This is a genomic window from Acinetobacter sp. YH12251 (assembly GCF_013417465.1).
GTDB classification, from domain to species: domain Bacteria; phylum Pseudomonadota; class Gammaproteobacteria; order Pseudomonadales; family Moraxellaceae; genus Acinetobacter; species Acinetobacter amyesii.
Window position 1 is genome coordinate 49,212 of the sequence record NZ_VPDZ01000010.1, and the last position, 16,852, is coordinate 66,063.

Here is a 16,852-nt window from a genome sequence, read left to right on the forward strand (position 1 = left end):
AAAACAGCTGCTGATTTTAGCATGCTCTGAGATCAAACTTGCGTTTATTGCATGGCTTTATACAGATTTATAAATTCACTGTTTAATCAATAAACGCTGTATGACAATCACGATTTAGCAAGCAATACCTTGATTCACTGAAAAGGCAGGTAATTTGCCATTTTTAAAGTTGAAGGCTAGGTTACCAATATAGGGTAAATCATAATTTTGCGGCTCTTTCAGCACGGATTTGGCATGAGTAGGTGAGAGTAAAATCACATAAGCCACTTCATTTGGATTGGCCAATTTTGCACTTTTGGTAAAGTCTTTTACAAATTGTTGATAGTCATTTTGGCTTATCAGATGTTTTGACCCAATTTGAATTTTATCGCGTATTTGAGTGGATTTATCCCATTCCATCCCATCCCCTTTGGTTTGTCCAAGTTGGGCGAAGCTGCTTATATTTTTATAGAATGAATCATTTTTAACTTGAGGATTGTCCTCAGCATAAATTTCAAATTTTAGAAATTTACCTTTTGATGTGACATTAAATTAAGTATTGCCGGCACATTCTGAATATTCATATTTAAGCTTTACTGGATTTTTGCTGATTAATGCATTTGCTTTTGATGCAGGCAAGGGTAAGGCTAAGTCAATATCATTTACTTTAATACTAGTCACATAGTTATAATCAGCAATGGATGCAGATGCTGCTGAAGTGATCAATATTGCTGTTGTGAAAAAAATTTAAGCGGAAAATTTTTGCTGTCAGTGTTGTTTGCATGGGGAATATAAAATCCTGTTCTTTTTATATTTTGTACTCATTCAAATTTTTGTAAACGTAATATTGAAGGTTATATTTTAAATTTTATGGTGTTGCTAATTTGCCGTCAAAATAATTTAAAACTAAAAAAAATTTTGGTTTAATTGCGGCATTAAAAACTAAATTTTAGAATCTAAGAAACTAAAAAGCCCTCCGAGGAGAGCTTAAATATATGAATTATGCAGGCTTAGCGTAATTTTGATAACCAATCACCTAGGCTTTGTACGATTTGAACCAAGATCAATAAGACAATCACGGTCATGATGACCACGCTACTATCAAAACGTTGATAACCATAAGAAATGGCAAGATCACCGATACCGCCTGCACCTACTGCACCCGCCATGGCTGTTGCACCAATTAAGCTAATGGTTGCAGTCGTTAAGTTTAAAATTAAAGAGCTACGAGACTCTGGTAGGACAAATTTAGTAATGATTTGCAGCGGAGATGCACCCATCGCTTGAGCAGACTCAATGATGCCGTCATTCACTTCAAGCAACGAAGTTTCAATCAGACGACCAATGTAAGGACCAACATAGATTGTGAGAGGAACAATTGCAGCCCAAGTACCAATTGAAGTACCCACAATGACTTTGGTCAAAGGGATGACCGCAATCAGGAGGATAATAAATGGCAATGAACGCAGCGCATTCACAATCGGGTTCAAACCATGGTAGATGACACGGTTAGGCAAAATGCCTTGTGGACGTGAGACATATAAAATCACGGCCTGGATAAAACCCCAAATACAGCCAAAGAGCATGGCAAAGAACACCATGTGAAAAGTTTCTTGTAGGGCAGTGACGAACTGATCCATGGACAAAGAACTTTTCCAAAAGGGTGCTGTAATTTGAGTCAGCCATTGAACAATTAAATCTCTCATTGCTGAACTCCTGCTTGAGTGACTTCAACGCCATGTTGTTCTAAGAACGCCACCGCTTGTTGAATCAATGCTGCATCACCTAATAGCTGAACGAACATTTGTCCAATCACCGCACCATTAATTTCAGTCATATTGGCAAACAAAATATTCAGGCTAATATCAAACTGTTTAATTACCGCTTGAATGACGGTTTCCTGTGCCGAACTGCCCAGAAATTTTAAACAATAAATACTGTTATGGTTTTGATTTTCTAGATTATTTAAAATATTAACAGGAAGCTGTTGCTGCAATACAGTTTGAATAAAGTTTTTGGTTGTATTGTGTTTTGGCTGACTAAAAATCTCTAAGGTTGAGCCGTGTTCGATGATTTTCCCTTGTTCCATCACCGCAACATAATCACAAACAGATTCAATCACATCCATTTCATGGGTGACCATCACAATAGTAATGCCTTGTTCTTGATTGATTTTCTTTAATAACGCCAATACCGACTTAGTGGTTTGCGGATCGAGAGCAGATGTTGCTTCATCACACAGTAAAATTTTAGGATGATTGGCAAGCGCACGGGCAATCCCGACACGTTGTTTTTGACCACCAGAGAGCTCATCCGGATAGGCATATTTCTTATGTTTTAAGTCAATAAATTCGAGCAACTCTTCTAAACGTTTTTGGCGTTCAGCTTTAGAAACACTTAAAAGTTTAAGCGGCATTTCAATATTTTCTGCAACTGTTTTGGTTTGCAGTAAATTGAAGTGCTGGAAGATCATGCCAATATTGGTTCTTTCTTGACGTAGCTCTGCCGAATTTAAAGCAGTAAAGTCTTTATCATGAATAATAATTTGCCCTTCACTAGGACGTTCTAGCAAATTAATTAAACGGATTAAGGTACTTTTGCCTGCACCACTGTAGCCAATTAGACCGAAAATACAGCCATCTGGAATGTCCAGATTAATCTGATCCAGTGCTGTAACGGTTTGGCCTTTTAGCTCAAAATGCTTGGAGATATTTTTAAATTGGATCATAGCGTCAAAAAAGGTTCAGAAATGAAAAAACAGGCAAAGTAAACTTTGCCTGTTTATTTGAAGAAATTATATTACTATTTTGCTTCAGTGAGGTAGCTAGTTGGTTTGTTTACATCAATTTTAGTACCACCAAAATGTTCATCGATGTAAGCTTTAACTGCTGGAGTGTGGTAAAGCGCGCCGACTTTTTGTAGAACTGGGTCATTTTGACGGTCAGCAGCAACAGCAAGAATGTTCACGTTCATTTTTGTACTTTGGTCGATTGGCTCATAGTAAACCGCATCTTTCAGTACGTTTAAACCACCTTCCATCGCAAGGGTATTACCCAAAACAATCGCATCAACTTCGTCTTTAACACGAACCGCAGTCGCCATTTGAATTGGTTTGATTACGATTTTTTTCGCATTTTCAGTGACGTCAGCAGGTGTACCTTTTACATCGTCAAAATCAGCTTTAAGTTTGATTAAGCCAGCAGATTGAAGTAGTAACAATGCACGTGATTCGTTTGCGCCATCATTTGGAATCGCGATTGTTGCACCTGTTTTGAACTCTTCAAGTTTTTTGACTTTGCTTGAATAGATACCCATTGGCTCTAAATAAGTAGTCGAAAGCGGTGCGATTTTATCTTTATTATTGTCATTAAACGCAACCATATAGGCATATGACTGGAATGCATTAACATCAATTTCTTTGTTCGCTACAGCAGTGTTCATAGACACATAGTCAGTAAAGTTTTTCACTTCAAGTTTAATGCCAGCTTCTTTAGTTTCAGGAAGCGTAGCAATATAGCGCCAAATATCAGCATCTGAACCAGTCGAAGCCATGGTAACAGTTTGCACTTCTGCAGTGTCTTTTTGTTGTGCGGCGTCAGTTGCAGGAGCTTCTTGTTTACCACAGCCTGAAAGGCCCACAGATAAACCGAGAACTAATCCTAGGAGCTTTTTCATATATTCACCCGAGTAAATTTATAAAATTAATAAATTCACAAATCATATTATGGAGAGATTTACTTAAGTCTTTTATCAGACAGGCTGATAGATGCTTAATAATTTAAAATGCTACACAGACTTATACAATTAGATCTGAGTCTATTTCCAAATGGGAAAAGATAGCCATTGCAAGCTGCTGTAAACAAAAGATTTAATAAAGCAAATCTCTATATTTCGCTAGGCATCATATCAATTTTTTATTATTCAATATAGTGATTTAAAAAGTTATGCTTAGCACCAAAAATGTATATGGAATATGTTTAATTAAATAATTTAATAAGTAAAAACAATATATTATTTATAATTAAGCTATTTAATTACGTCATTTGTATAAGTTTGGGTCTATATAACAAATTTTAAAATGTATTGCTGAAAAAATGATAAAAATGAAATAAGTCCTGTCATACACAAAATTTGTCACATTCACATGTGAAAATAACGGAGAGCTTCAATCTAATCTGCATCGAAATCTTTATTGATATATTTGAAGTTCAACTTTGATTCATGGTTTTTCAAAATTTTAGATCTAAATCTGAGGAAGATTGAATCCACTATATTGTTTAATATGAACTGCTTAATAATTGGTCATAATAAATTGCTATGTGAGGCACGCTATGTTAAATCAGTTTGATTTCGTCTCAATTGTAAAAAAGCCTACGGTTCATTATGGCGGTAGATGGGTGAGCCATGTTTTAAAAATTGAAGATGGTAGCCAAAAAACCATTGGTGTATTTTTGTCATCAGAATAACATATAACGTTTGAGGTGCATGTCAAAGAACGTGTTGAAATCACATCGGGGTAGTGTGTTGTGCAAATTGGGGAGCAGGTCGAGTTTGTTCAATATATTTCTGGCGAAAGGTTTATTGTTCCTCAAGATTCAATTTTTTAAAGTGCAATATACTGATGTTGTCGACTATGTATTCCATTTTGATTAAGCATGCTTAGACAAGTTTGCAGTTGCTTCAGCTTACACCTCAAGATGTTTTAATTGCTAGTGATCGATATTGATATTTTTTCTTAACCCCGCACTTAGCGGGGTTTTTTATATGATTTAATGGATAATTTAGTTTTCGTATACGAATTCCTGCGGTAACAAAAATTAAAGTTTTTAACATCATCCATAGCCAATATTTGCCAGAGTTAGAGTTTTGAATTTGCCGTGAATAATTATTGAATTAGCAAAATGGAATGTGCAAGTAATCACTACGCTGTATTTCATAAAGCACGTGACGGTTTAGTGGGTGTTCAGCTGGTACAAGCGAATGATTGAACTCGCGGACTTTTTGCATGCCAATGCGCTGCATCACACGTTCCGAAGGCGTGTTTAAAATCGCTGTAAATGAAATGACTTTATCTAATCTTAAGTTTCGAAAAGCATGTTTAAGTACAGCTTTTGCACCTTCGGTGGCATAACCTTGATGCCAATATTGCGGCAGTAAGCGCCAACCAATTTCAGGGGCATCGGCTATTTCAAATTCGGACGGGTGTATGTGTAAACCGATAAAGCCAATAAATTCACCTGTGGCTTTTAGCTCTACAGCGTATAAGCCCCAACCACGTGTTTCGATAGCATCTTTTAAGCGTTGCAGAAATGCAGTGGCTTCCTCAGCATTGAGCTTTTTAAGGAAATAACGCATGACCTCATCATCTGCACACATGTGGATGAATGGAGCAGTGTCGGAGTCTTGCCATTGGCGGAGAATGAGGCGAGGGGTTTGAAGTTGATTAGTCATAGTGACAATAGATTATCGTTTGATTGACTCATTTTCTAGTTGATACAGCTCGTTGATTAGTAAAAACTCTCTTTGGAGCTGAGAGAAGGATTTTTTTACTTCACTATGAGCGCGTTGATTGCGATAAGCTTTAAACATATTTACAAATAGTCTGCCTATGGCATTAGAGGCTTCTTCATTTTCTGCCTCCCATTTGAAGGGGGATAACTTATTTTTCTTTACGTCTGAACAAAATGCATCTTCCATTAGTGAGCTAGAGAATTTTTGCGAATTTATTTTTTCTCGAATAATATCTTCTAATCGAGTATACGCAGTCATTATTGATGCATCAGCATCTAAGTTAAACTTAAAAGCTAAATCTATAATTCTCTCGTCAATTAAATTTAATGGCAATTCGCTAGGATAATAGTCATTTATTTTTAAAGGTTCATTAAGCATAAAATCTAAATTGCTAATGTAATCATAAATTGTGTTAGTCTGGCTATAAGAACTATTTAAGAAAGACTCTACGTTACTATCACTTAACGAATTTTGCCTAATGATTTCAAATTCTTTAGTTGATATAAGCAGCTCTTTGATTTCAATTTTATGCCTTTGCAATAGTTTTAAAGCTTTAACAAAACCTTTATAACCTTCTGAGATATAATCTGATCTAAAGCCATATCTAATGAGATAAACAGTTCGATAACCTTTAATTAAAAAACAATGATTATGATCATTAGTTAAAACAAGTGCTCGTTCAACTTGTTCTTCAAATTGTAGAACTAAGGCAATTGCTTCAATGCAATCTTGCGTATAAGGTGTCCCTAAATATTGTATTTCTTCAGATGGTTGATTAAATAAATTAAAGCGCATTTTTAGAAAGTATTTGTTTGATATTTAATTGAATATATCAAAAAACCCCGCACTTAGCGGGGTTTTTATTCTTAAATCTAATTAAGCATTTTCACGTGCAATTGCGCGGTAACCAATATCTTTACGGTATTGAACACCGTCAAATGTTACTTTTTGGCATAGCTCTAATGCTTTCGCTTGTGCTTCACCAATGGTGTTTCCAAGCGCAGTCACGCACAGTACACGGCCGCCAGCAGTTACAATGTCACCATTCTCAAGTGCTTTAGTGCCTGCATGGAAAACTTTCGCATCTGCCATTTCAGTGTCTAAACCTGAAATCACATCACCATTGCTAGAAGTTTCAGGGTAGCCCTTAGATGCAAGTACGATACCTACAGTCTTACGCTCATCCCATTCAGCTTCTGCAGGTAAGTTACCCGCAATACCTGCTTCAACCAAATCAACCAAAGATGATTTTAAACGCATCATAATGGGTTGAGTTTCAGGGTCGCCAAAACGGCAGTTGAACTCGATCACTTTAGGCTGACCTTGTTCATCAATCATTAAACCTGCGTATAAGAAACCTGTATACACGTGACCGTCTTTTTTCATACCTTCAACGGTAGGACGCATCACTTCATTCATGGTTTTTTCAAATACGTCAGCAGTCACAACAGGCGCAGGAGAGTAAGCACCCATACCGCCCGTATTTGGACCTTCGTCGCCTTCAAAGATACGCTTGTGATCTTGAGACGTTGCCATTGGCAAAATGTTGTCGCCATCAATCATACAAATGAAAGAAGCTTCTTCACCTGCAAGAAATTCTTCGATTACTACACGTGAGCCAGCATCGCCAAATTTGTTGCCTGCAAGCATGTCATCAATCGCATCAAATGCTTCTTGATTGGTCATGGCAACAATTACGCCTTTACCCGCAGCAAGACCATCTGCCTTGATTACAATCGGCGCGCCATTTTTTTCAACAAATGCTTTAGCTGCATCTACTTCAGTGAATACATCATAGAAAGCAGTTGGGATGTTATGGCGTTTTAAGAAGTGCTTCGCAAATGCTTTAGAGCCTTCAAGCTGCGCTGCAAATTGAGTTGGACCCCAAATTTTTACACCTGCTTCACGGCAAGCATCCACCACACCATTTACAAGTGGTGCTTCAGGGCCAACCACGATTAAATCAACGGCATTGTTTTTTGCAAAGTCGATAATTGCAGCATTGTCTAAAATGTTAAGTGCAACATTTTCGCATTTATTTTCAGTTGCAGAACCCGCATTACCCGGTGCTACAAATACTTTTGCGACTTTGTCATCTTGTGCGATTTTCCATGCCAATGCATGTTCACGACCGCCATTACCCAAAACTAAAATATTCATCTAAAAATCCCTCAAAAGAATAGAATCCCACCTTGCGAAGCCATGCTTCTCACCCTGTAAAAAAGAGGGGCTTCACGAATAAAAATGTCCCTTTACTTGTGAAAAGTCCCCCTTTTTACAAAGGGGGATTTAGGGGGATTAATAAATACGACTTTTAATCAATTAGTGACGGAAGTGACGCATGCCAGTGAAGACCATTGCAATACCAGCTTCATCAGCAGCAGCAATTGTTTCTTCATCACGCATAGAACCACCCGGTTGGATAATACATTTGATACCTGCTTTCGCAGCGTTATCAATACCATCACGGAATGGGAAGAATGCGTCAGATGCCATTACAGCACCTTCAACAACTAAACCAGCATGTTCAGCTTTGATTGCAGCAATACGAGCAGAGTTCACACGGCTCATTTGACCTGCGCCCACACCAATTGTTTGACGGTTTTTAGCATAAACAATTGCGTTTGATTTAACGTATTTCGCAACTTTCCAAGCAAAGATCATGTCATCGATTTCTTGTTCAGTTGGTGCACGTTTAGTCACAACTTTAAGGTCATCTTTCGTGATCATGCCTAAGTCTTGGTCTTGAACCAATAGACCGCCATTTACACGTTTGTAGTCAAGCTGTGCTTTACGCTCAGTGATCGCAGGAAGCTCGCCGCATACAAGTACACGTACGTTTTTCTTCGCGCCAGTCACTTCAAGCACGCCTTCAGCAACGCTAGGAGCAATGATCACTTCAACGAATTGACGGTCAACAATTGCTTGAGCAGTTGCAACGTCTAATTCACGGTTGAATGCAATGATGCCACCGAATGCAGATTCAGGGTCAGTTGCATAAGCAAGGTCATAAGCCGCTTGGATGCCGTCTAAAGATACTGCTACGCCACATGGGTTTGCGTGTTTTACGATGACACATGCAGGCTTAGCAAATGATTTTACACATTCAAGTGCTGCGTCAGTGTCTGCGATGTTGTTATAAGATAATTCTTTACCTTGAAGTTGTTTCGCAGTAGAAACAGATGCTTCAGTTGCTGTGTCTTCTACATAGAAAGCAGCAGATTGATGCGGGTTTTCACCGTAACGTAAGTCTTGAACTTTGTTCAATTGAGTATTGAAAGTACGCGCAAATTTATCTGCTTGACCTTCTTCCTTACCTACGCGAGCGCCTAAGTAAGATGCAATCATGCCGTCATACTGTGCAGTATGTTCAAATGCTTTAACCGCAAGGTCAAAACGAGTTGCATGTGATAATGCGCCTTCAGCTTTTAACTCTTCAACAACAGTTCCATAGTCAGATGCATTTACTACGATACCTACAGATGCATGGTTTTTCGCAGCAGCACGAACCATAGTCGGACCACCGATGTCGATATTTTCAATAGCATCAGCAAGTGAGCAGTTCGGTTTAGCCACAGTCGCAGCGAAAGGATAAAGGTTAACAACAACTAAATCGATTGCATCGATGTTGTGTTCAGCCATCACAGCTTCGTCTAGACCGCGACGAGCTAAGATACCACCATGAATTTTCGGATGTAGCGTTTTTACACGGCCGTCCATCATCTCTGGGAAACCTGTGTGCTCTGAAACTTCAACTACGGCAACATTATTGTCTTTCAACAATTTGTATGTTCCGCCAGTAGATAAAATTTCTACCCCTAGAGCAGCAAGTTCTTGTGCAAATTCAACAATTCCAGTCTTGTCAGACACAGAGATTAAAGCGCGTTTAATAGTCATGATCTTCGTCACAGTTTTCAAGGAACAGATTAAAACAAAATTAGCAAAATGCAGGTTAAAAAAAATGCCTGCGGAAGCCGCAAGCATTTTATCATTTATTCACTCATTAAACCGTGAGCTTTCAACTTTTTACGTAAAGTACCACGGTTTAAGCCGAGAATCTCAGCAGCGCGGGTTTGATTACCACGTGTATATTCAAGAACTACAGATAGAAGAGGCTTCTCCATTTCCGCCAGCACCATATCGTATACCTGAGATGGTTGCTCGCCTTGCAATTGTGCAAAGTAATGGCGAACTGCGCGATCTACGTGAATACGAAGAGCGACATCAGATTGTGCAGTAAAAATAGGAGATTTGCTATTCATGCGAATTAATCCGAAAAATCAAATATCACTTGGGTAAAGTGATTTGTTAAAAGTGGTCTATAAACTTGAATGAACTCCGTTTTAGTTCCTAATGCGGAGTTCTAAAACTTGTACATTACTTGTAGCTTGACACAACTCGCAAAATTGTTCGAAAAATAAGCGTAACAATAGATTAATAATTGTTACAGCCTAAAAAACAAACAAAAAATCTACTCAATACGCAATAAATATTAAAGCGCACGGTTGGGATTGTATTTGTTGTGAAAAATTAGCGAGGAGTTTGCAGCACAAAGCTTTCGTGGCGCGTATCATACCATTGTCTAGGAAAAAGTGAGCAAGAAAACTGCATTTTTTTTATGTTTTTTTTACTTTTTTAATAGTTTTTTCCAATATTAGGGGCGAATCAACTCAATTGAATAATTATCGAAGCTTTTGCGTGCAATTGGTAGACTAAATTGGAATTTAAAAGGACTACTTTTTGGGATCCGTTGGATGCCATGCAGACTTTTGTCCAAATACTCTTCAGGTAAAAGCGTATAGTTTGCTATTTCAGTACCATTTTCTTTTAGTGAAATTTTCATATTGGGTAAAGCTAGGCTACGGTCATGAAAATTGATCATTTCACCTGTAAAACGTGTTTCATTATTTCCAATGCTACGAATTTTGACTTTTTTGGTACTAATTAAACTGTAATGTTCCTCTAGACGTGAACAATTGAATACATCACAGACCGCAGTAAATGCAGCACCCATCACTGGACTATTTTTTAAATATTGAGGATTGAACCAGAAAAACTGGAATATAAGTGCACCAAATAAGAAAGCATTAATACAGAACCACATAAAATAATTCAGTGGTGTACGTTTTTTATCTTTTTCAGCCTGTTCTGCCCAATTTACAGCAGGCAGGTTGCCGATCGGTTCGGTGCTGAAATAATTTAAGTTATTTAAATAAGTTTTTAGATCGATATTAGAGTTTTCGACTTTTTGATCAAATAGTTTTAATAAATGGTGGCTTGGTGTTTCTTCAACAGTCACTGGTGTAAGCGTATTATTAAATTCGCTGACATTAATAATAGTATTGGAGTTTTTTTGCGGTGCATTTTCTTGCTCAGGGGTAGAAAAAGACAACGCTTTATCTACCACCAAATGAGACAGTGCATTAAAAGATGTAGAGCACTTTGGGCAACAAACCATGCCCTGAGCGACAGTAAGCTGCGGAACAGTTACTTTATATGTTGTAAAACAAGTTGGGCAGTTAGTTAATTTGTCGCTCATAAGTACACATTTTAAATTTTAATACTGTTGGCGTTTACCCGAAATTCGGCACCATGTTTCGTCACGTTTTTCTACGTCTAATATATCAAAAAATTCAGAATAAACACTAGAAACATCAGAAACTTGCTCTTCAATTACACCTGCAAGTGCGAACTCGCCCTCAGATTTAATTAAAGTTGAGAATTCCGCAGCCAAGGCCATTAGAGGGCCTGCAAGAATATTAGCAACAAACACATCGGCTTTTTGTCCAGCGAGTTCTTGGTTGAACTCTTCAGGTAGGCCTACATACAAATTTTCCAGTACACCATTTAATTCGGCATTTTGTTGTGTTGCTAAAACGGCTTGTGGGTCAATATCAGTGGCATAAACTTTTTTTGCACCCAAAAGTAAAGCGGCAACACCTAAAATACCAGAACCACAACCGTAGTCGATGACGATTTTATCCTTAAGATCAACTTTACCTAACCATTGTAGGCATAAGAATGTTGATGCATGGTTGCCAGTACCAAATGCCAGACCTGGGTCTAGTTTGATGTTTACGGCGTCTGCTTCTGGCGCTTCCATCCATTCTGGTACGATCCAGTATTTTTCACCAATTTGAATAGGCTCATAAGCATCCATCCATGTGCGTTCCCATTCTTGGTCTTCAATGAATTCGCTACGCATTGGTGCTTCAGGAAGTTGAGCTTTAATAAATGTTTCTAATGCAGCAACATCAATTTCTTCATCATCTTCTTGTGCATATATACCAGTTACGATCACTTTATTCCAAAGTGGTGTTTCACCTGGAAGTGGTTCAAGTAAATCCTGATTTTCTGCATCATCTAGCGTGACACTGACTGCACCTAAAGAACTGAGCAGCGTTTCAGTGTAATCAACTTGAGCTTTTTCAACAGTAATATGAATTTGTAACCACTTCACGGACATAACCTAAATGAGTTTTATAAAAAGCTATTGTAACGGAACTCGGCAACTTGCAGCTAGCGATTATCAAAATTGACAAAAAATAAAAGGATGCACGTAGCATCCTTTTAACTTTTCAGTGCCTTAACTTTTAATTGTTTCGGTTGTCGTTGTCGAGATTGGTGCAAAACGTGTAATTAGGAAGCCAAATACAGCGGCAAAGATGTACATAAAGATTGAATATACTGCCGCAGGCATTGCGACGGCTGAGCTTGCCATCACTGTTAAGGCGATGGTCATGGCTAGCGTGCTGTTATGAATACCGATTTCAAATGCACATGCACGTGCCTGAGCACTATTGATGCCGAAAAGTCGCGGAACAAAATAACCGATACATAAGCTGAAAATACAGAATAGAACCGTTGCTAAGCCAACTTGGGTTAGATAAGCCCCAATATTATGTCGTTCAGAGTAAATAGCACCGATAATAATTAAGATGAGAAAGACCACAGCAAAGATACGGAGTGGTTTATGCAGTTTCTCAGTCAGTTTAGGTGCATAGTGACGAAGCAGCATGCCTATACCGACAGGGATGATAATGATACCGAAAACTTGGAGTATTTTTCCAAATTGCAGACTGATTTGTTGGCCTTCTTGCATGAAGTGCATGATCGAAAAATTCACGATCAATGGAAGGGTTAATGCTGCAATGACAGAGTTGATGGCGGTCAGGGTAATATTTAAAGCCAAGTCACCTTTAAATAGATAGCTAAATAAGTTCGCTGTACTACCACCAGGTGAGGCTGCGAGTAGCATCAGTCCGACTGCAAGCAGTGGTGGCAAGGCCAGCAGTTTACATAATAAAAAGGCAACGCCGACAAGTAACACGAGTTGGCAGAATAAAGCGATTAACACGGCTTTAGGATGTTTGGTGACACGTGCGAAATCTTTTGGGGTAAGTTCTAGCCCAAGCCCGATCATAATAAAGGCCAGTGCTAATGGCAAAAGAACCGTAATAATTCCAGAATCCATCGTACTTATTCTCCTTGAGCATATTTAATGGTGTTTCACCAAAGTCCTTATGGTGATTGCGTTAGAAAAAATAGTTTAGGTTTTCACTTGTTGAATCAAGTGACTGCCACGGCGCGTCAAAATAAAACCAAATAAGGTCGCCAATAAATACATAAAAATAGAATAAACACCGGCAGGTATCGCCACTGTGGTGTTTTCAAGCACACTCAGTGCGATGGTTAGCGCGATACTGGTGTTATGAATACCAATCTCAAAGGTACACGCACGAGCCTGCTTTTCAGGCACATCCGAGAGGAATGGAATTAAGTAACCCAAAAATAGTCCACTGAAACAGAGTAAACAGGTTGCAATGCCGACGCTGGCAAAATACGTAATAATGTTGGATTGTTCACGCAAAACTGCGAGTGTAAAGATAAGAATTAATAAGAAAATAGACAACATTCGCATCGGCTTGTTGACGTGATATGCAATGGTCGGAAAGGAGTTTCGAATAAACATACCGAAACATACCGGTATCAAAATAATCAGAAATACATGGGTGATCTTGTCGATAGGCATGCGAATACTTGTACTTTCACCAACAAAATGCAAAATGGATAGATTGACGATAAAAGGCAATGTAAAGCACGAAACAACTGAGTTGATGGCTGTTAAGCTAATGTTTAATGCAACGTCACCTTTATATAGGTAGCTAAAAAGGTTAGCAGTGGGGCCGCCGGGTGAAGCCGCAAGCAACATGAGCCCGACCGCGAGTAAAGGGGGTAACTCCAGCAACTTACACAGGAAAAACGCAATGCTGGTCAGTAGAATAAGCTGAGTAAATAAAGCGATGAAAATAACTTTTGGATAGCGTCCAACGCGTAAAAAGTCTTTGACTGAAAGTTCAAGTCCCAAACCCATCATCATAATGGCTAAAGCAATGGGTAGAAAAAATGCAAATAATCCCGAATCCATGGAATTTCCTGATATTTTTATCCTTATAGTGTTTTTGAGTTTATCTCAGTTTAATAAATAAGCAATAAATAAAAGCGAGTAAAAACTGATGTTTTACCCGCTTTATTTTTGATCTGTTAATTGGTCGATATTTTCATCGACAACTGTTTATTTAGGACGAGGAGGAGTGAACCCTAAAGCACATTTTCCTTTAATTTCTTGTCCATTAATCGTTGCAGTAGTGGCTTTTGCATCTGCACTACATGTGCTTAATAATTCTGCTTCTTCGCCATGCAGATTTGCATTTTTGGAAGAGCTAAAAAATTGTGGTTCGCAGGTACCATTCCAGATAATACCGCGATAGGCAAATGATACTTGAGCGCCTTGGCTTTTACCTTTACAGACTTGTTGATATCGCTGTGCATCATACACTTTCTCAACTTTATCATTGGCTGAGGCAGCAAGTGGTGATAAACATAAACCGCATAAAACCGTGGATAGCAAAATATTCTTATTCATGCTTATAGTCCTTATGATTCTCATGGGATCTATAACAGAATAAAAAATCATCAGAATAAAACAACAATCTTCGAGTAACATTTGCTTGAGAAATGTATATTTTTATGTGGAATATGCAAAGTATGTATGTTCTTAAAGAAATATATAGGCATAAAACAGTAGCCAATAACAATAAAATCGAGTTAATCAGTCAACTTATCGGTGAATTTTTGCTATAATCTTCCGTCATCCCTTTTTAATCTCCTTTACCACTATGCATTATCCTAAAGTTTACGATGTCATTGTTATCGGCGGCGGTCACGCGGGTACTGAGGCAGCTCTTGCTGCGGCACGTATGGGTCGACAGACTTTACTCTTAACTCATAATATTGAGACTTTAGGGCAGATGAGCTGTAACCCAGCCATTGGTGGTATTGGTAAATCACATTTAGTACGTGAAATTGATGCGCTTGGCGGTGCTATGGCATTGGCTGCCGACAAAGGTGGTATTCAATTCCGTATTTTGAACTCACGTAAAGGTGCGGCTGTTCGTGCGACACGCGCACAGGCTGACCGTATTCGTTATAAAGCTGCGATTCGTGAAACCCTCGAAAATCAAGCGAACTTGGATATTTTCCAACAAGCAGCTGATGACCTTATTGTTGAAGGCGATACCGTTAAAGGTGTAGTCACCCAAATGGGTATTCGCTTTGATGCGAAAACTGTTGTATTGACTACAGGTACATTCTTGGGTGGTGTGATCCACGTAGGTTTAAATAATGCTTCAGGCGGTCGTGCGGGCGATCCTCCTTCAATTTCATTGGCTGCGCGCCTTCGTGAATTGAACTTACCTGTAGGTCGTTTAAAAACAGGTACACCGCCACGTATCGATGCGCGATCAGTTGATTTCTCTGTAATGACGCCACAGCCGGGTGATTTCCCATCTCCGACTATGTCATTCATGGGTGATGCGTCGATGCATCCTGAGCAAATCAATTGCTATATCACACATACCAACGAGAAAACTCACGATATCATTCGTGGCGGCTTAGACCGTTCACCAATGTATACTGGTGTGATTGAAGGTGTGGGTCCACGTTACTGCCCATCGATTGAAGATAAAATTCATAAATTTGCCGATAAAGATTCGCATCAAGTGTTCTTGGAACCTGAAGGTCTAGATACACATGAGCTTTATCCAAATGGTATTTCAACTTCATTACCATTCGATGTTCAGTTTGAATTGGTTCGCTCGATTCGTGGTATGGAAAATGCGCACATTTTGCGTCCGGGTTATGCAATTGAGTACGACTATTTCAACCCACAATCATTGAAATTCTCTTTAGAAACCAAATCGATTAATAACCTGTATTTTGCAGGTCAAATTAACGGTACAACAGGTTATGAAGAAGCGGGAGCGCAAGGTTTGCTTGCAGGCTTAAACGCAGCACGTCGTGCATGGGATCAAGAGCAATGGACACCAAAACGTGATGAAGCGTACATGGGCGTGTTGGTTGATGACTTGATTACTCTCGGTACTAAAGAACCGTACCGTATGTTCACGTCACGAGCGGAATACCGTTTGATGCTTCGTGAAGACAATGCGGATCAGCGTTTAACTGCAATTGGCCGTGAAATGGGTCTTGTGGATGATGCGCGTTGGGATTCGTTCTGCCAAAAAATGGAAGCTGTTGAAACTGAAAAAGGTCGTTTACAACACCTTTGGGCAGCGCCAAACAATCCACTAGGCAAAAAATTCGTTGAAATGACTGGTGATGACCTGTCTAAAGAAACCAATGCAATTGATTTGTTAAAACGTCCAAATATCAACTTTGCGCAAATTGCTGAATTGACTGGTTCAGAAGTTTCAGCATTTGTTGGAGAGCAAATTGAAATTGCTGTGAAATATGCGGGTTATATTAACCGTCAGCAAGAAGACGTTGCGCAAATGAAACGTTTGGAAGATACACGTATTCCTGCTGATTTTGATTACGATGTAGTTTCTGGTCTTTCACGTGAAATCACCATGAAGCTGAAAAATGTATTGCCTGAAACATTGGCACAAGCAAGTCGTATTCCAGGTGTAACACCTGCGGCTGTTCAATTGGTGATGATTACGATTCGTAAGAATAACCAAGCGAAAAAATCTGCATAAGATTTTGAGTTAAATAAAAAACCCGCTCAGTTGCGGGTTTTTTTTTGCCAATAAATTATTGGCTGTTGCTATTTGATCGGATTAAATGAATATTTTGATCATCATTAGTTTTAGCTATGGTTTGATTATTAAAACCTTTCATAAATCTAAGTGATTGATAATTAATTATAAATACAAAAAATAAGATCTAAAAACTATTGATATACAAAGTTTTAGGTCTTAATGGTGGGCTTTTGGTCGTGTGAATTCCGACCTTTGTAGTGGTATTTATTCTACCCAATAAAGCCGAAACTTCAGGGCAT

The 16,852-nt window shown here is 38.7% G+C and carries 16 protein-coding genes; 1 reads left to right on the forward strand and 15 read right to left on the reverse strand.

All coding sequences use genetic code 11. The features are described from left to right. Positions 1–114: 114 nt before the first annotated feature. The 15 genes from FTV27_RS17230 to FTV27_RS10320 form a co-directional block, all read right to left on the reverse strand. Positions 115–399, reverse strand: a complete 285-nt coding sequence (locus FTV27_RS17230) for a hypothetical protein (RefSeq protein WP_257230011.1) — start codon at positions 397–399, stop codon at positions 115–117. Between the two features lie 132 nt (positions 400–531). Beyond that, positions 532–705 carry a hypothetical protein gene (locus tag FTV27_RS17235; RefSeq protein WP_257230012.1) on the reverse strand — a complete coding sequence of 58 codons (174 nt, stop codon included), beginning with the start codon at positions 703–705 and terminating at the stop codon, positions 532–534. Positions 706–989: 284 nt separating this feature from the next. Beyond that, entirely contained in the window at positions 990–1,685 is a 696-nt protein-coding gene (locus FTV27_RS10260) for a methionine ABC transporter permease (RefSeq protein WP_078188742.1), read from the reverse strand. Further along, entirely contained in the window at positions 1,682–2,707 is a 1,026-nt protein-coding gene (locus FTV27_RS10265; protein WP_180078365.1) for a methionine ABC transporter ATP-binding protein, read from the reverse strand. The genes FTV27_RS10260 and FTV27_RS10265 overlap by 4 nt, the downstream gene beginning before the upstream one ends. A 74-nt stretch (positions 2,708–2,781) precedes the next feature. Continuing rightward, complete coding sequence (locus FTV27_RS10270) at positions 2,782–3,654, reverse strand: MetQ/NlpA family ABC transporter substrate-binding protein (RefSeq protein ID WP_180007758.1); 873 nt, start codon at positions 3,652–3,654, stop codon at positions 2,782–2,784. Positions 3,655–4,872: 1,218 nt separating this feature from the next. Then, entirely contained in the window at positions 4,873–5,430 is a 558-nt protein-coding gene (locus FTV27_RS10275; RefSeq protein ID WP_180078367.1) for a GNAT family N-acetyltransferase, read from the reverse strand. Positions 5,431–5,442: 12 nt separating this feature from the next. Beyond that, positions 5,443–6,285 (reverse strand): TIGR02391 family protein, encoded by an 843-nt coding sequence (locus FTV27_RS10280; protein ID WP_180078369.1) that lies wholly within the window; start codon positions 6,283–6,285, stop codon positions 5,443–5,445. Positions 6,286–6,366: 81 nt separating this feature from the next. Then, positions 6,367–7,650, reverse strand: a complete 1,284-nt coding sequence (gene purD, locus FTV27_RS10285) for a phosphoribosylamine--glycine ligase (protein ID WP_180078371.1) — start codon at positions 7,648–7,650, stop codon at positions 6,367–6,369. 162 nt (positions 7,651–7,812) lie between these two features. After that, the gene (purH, locus tag FTV27_RS10290) at positions 7,813–9,387 is read right to left on the reverse strand and encodes a bifunctional phosphoribosylaminoimidazolecarboxamide formyltransferase/IMP cyclohydrolase (protein ID WP_168377619.1); all 1,575 of its coding nucleotides are present in this window, start codon (positions 9,385–9,387) and stop codon (positions 7,813–7,815) included. Between the two features lie 95 nt (positions 9,388–9,482). After that, positions 9,483–9,752, reverse strand: a complete 270-nt coding sequence (gene fis / locus FTV27_RS10295) for a DNA-binding transcriptional regulator Fis (RefSeq protein ID WP_001086304.1) — start codon at positions 9,750–9,752, stop codon at positions 9,483–9,485. A 392-nt stretch (positions 9,753–10,144) separates the two neighbouring features. Further along, positions 10,145–11,029: a DUF3426 domain-containing protein gene (locus tag FTV27_RS10300; protein ID WP_180078373.1), complete on the reverse strand. Its 885-nt coding sequence runs from the start codon at positions 11,027–11,029 to the stop codon at positions 10,145–10,147. Between the two features lie 18 nt (positions 11,030–11,047). Continuing rightward, entirely contained in the window at positions 11,048–11,950 is a 903-nt protein-coding gene (gene prmA, locus FTV27_RS10305) for a 50S ribosomal protein L11 methyltransferase (protein WP_078188734.1), read from the reverse strand. Between the two features lie 126 nt (positions 11,951–12,076). Then, on the reverse strand, positions 12,077–12,964 hold the full coding sequence (locus FTV27_RS10310) for a bile acid:sodium symporter family protein (RefSeq protein ID WP_180078375.1): 888 nt from the start codon (positions 12,962–12,964) through the stop codon (positions 12,077–12,079). A 75-nt stretch (positions 12,965–13,039) separates the two neighbouring features. Beyond that, on the reverse strand, positions 13,040–13,918 hold the full coding sequence (locus tag FTV27_RS10315) for a bile acid:sodium symporter family protein (RefSeq protein ID WP_078193542.1): 879 nt from the start codon (positions 13,916–13,918) through the stop codon (positions 13,040–13,042). Positions 13,919–14,065: 147 nt separating this feature from the next. Beyond that, the gene (locus tag FTV27_RS10320; protein WP_078188731.1) at positions 14,066–14,416 is read right to left on the reverse strand and encodes a hypothetical protein; all 351 of its coding nucleotides are present in this window, start codon (positions 14,414–14,416) and stop codon (positions 14,066–14,068) included. A 253-nt stretch (positions 14,417–14,669) separates the two neighbouring features. Between FTV27_RS10320 and mnmG the strand changes: the two genes are divergently transcribed. After that, the gene (gene mnmG / locus FTV27_RS10325; RefSeq protein ID WP_180003879.1) at positions 14,670–16,550 is read left to right on the forward strand and encodes a tRNA uridine-5-carboxymethylaminomethyl(34) synthesis enzyme MnmG; all 1,881 of its coding nucleotides are present in this window, start codon (positions 14,670–14,672) and stop codon (positions 16,548–16,550) included. The last annotated feature ends 302 nt before the right edge of the window (positions 16,551–16,852 follow it).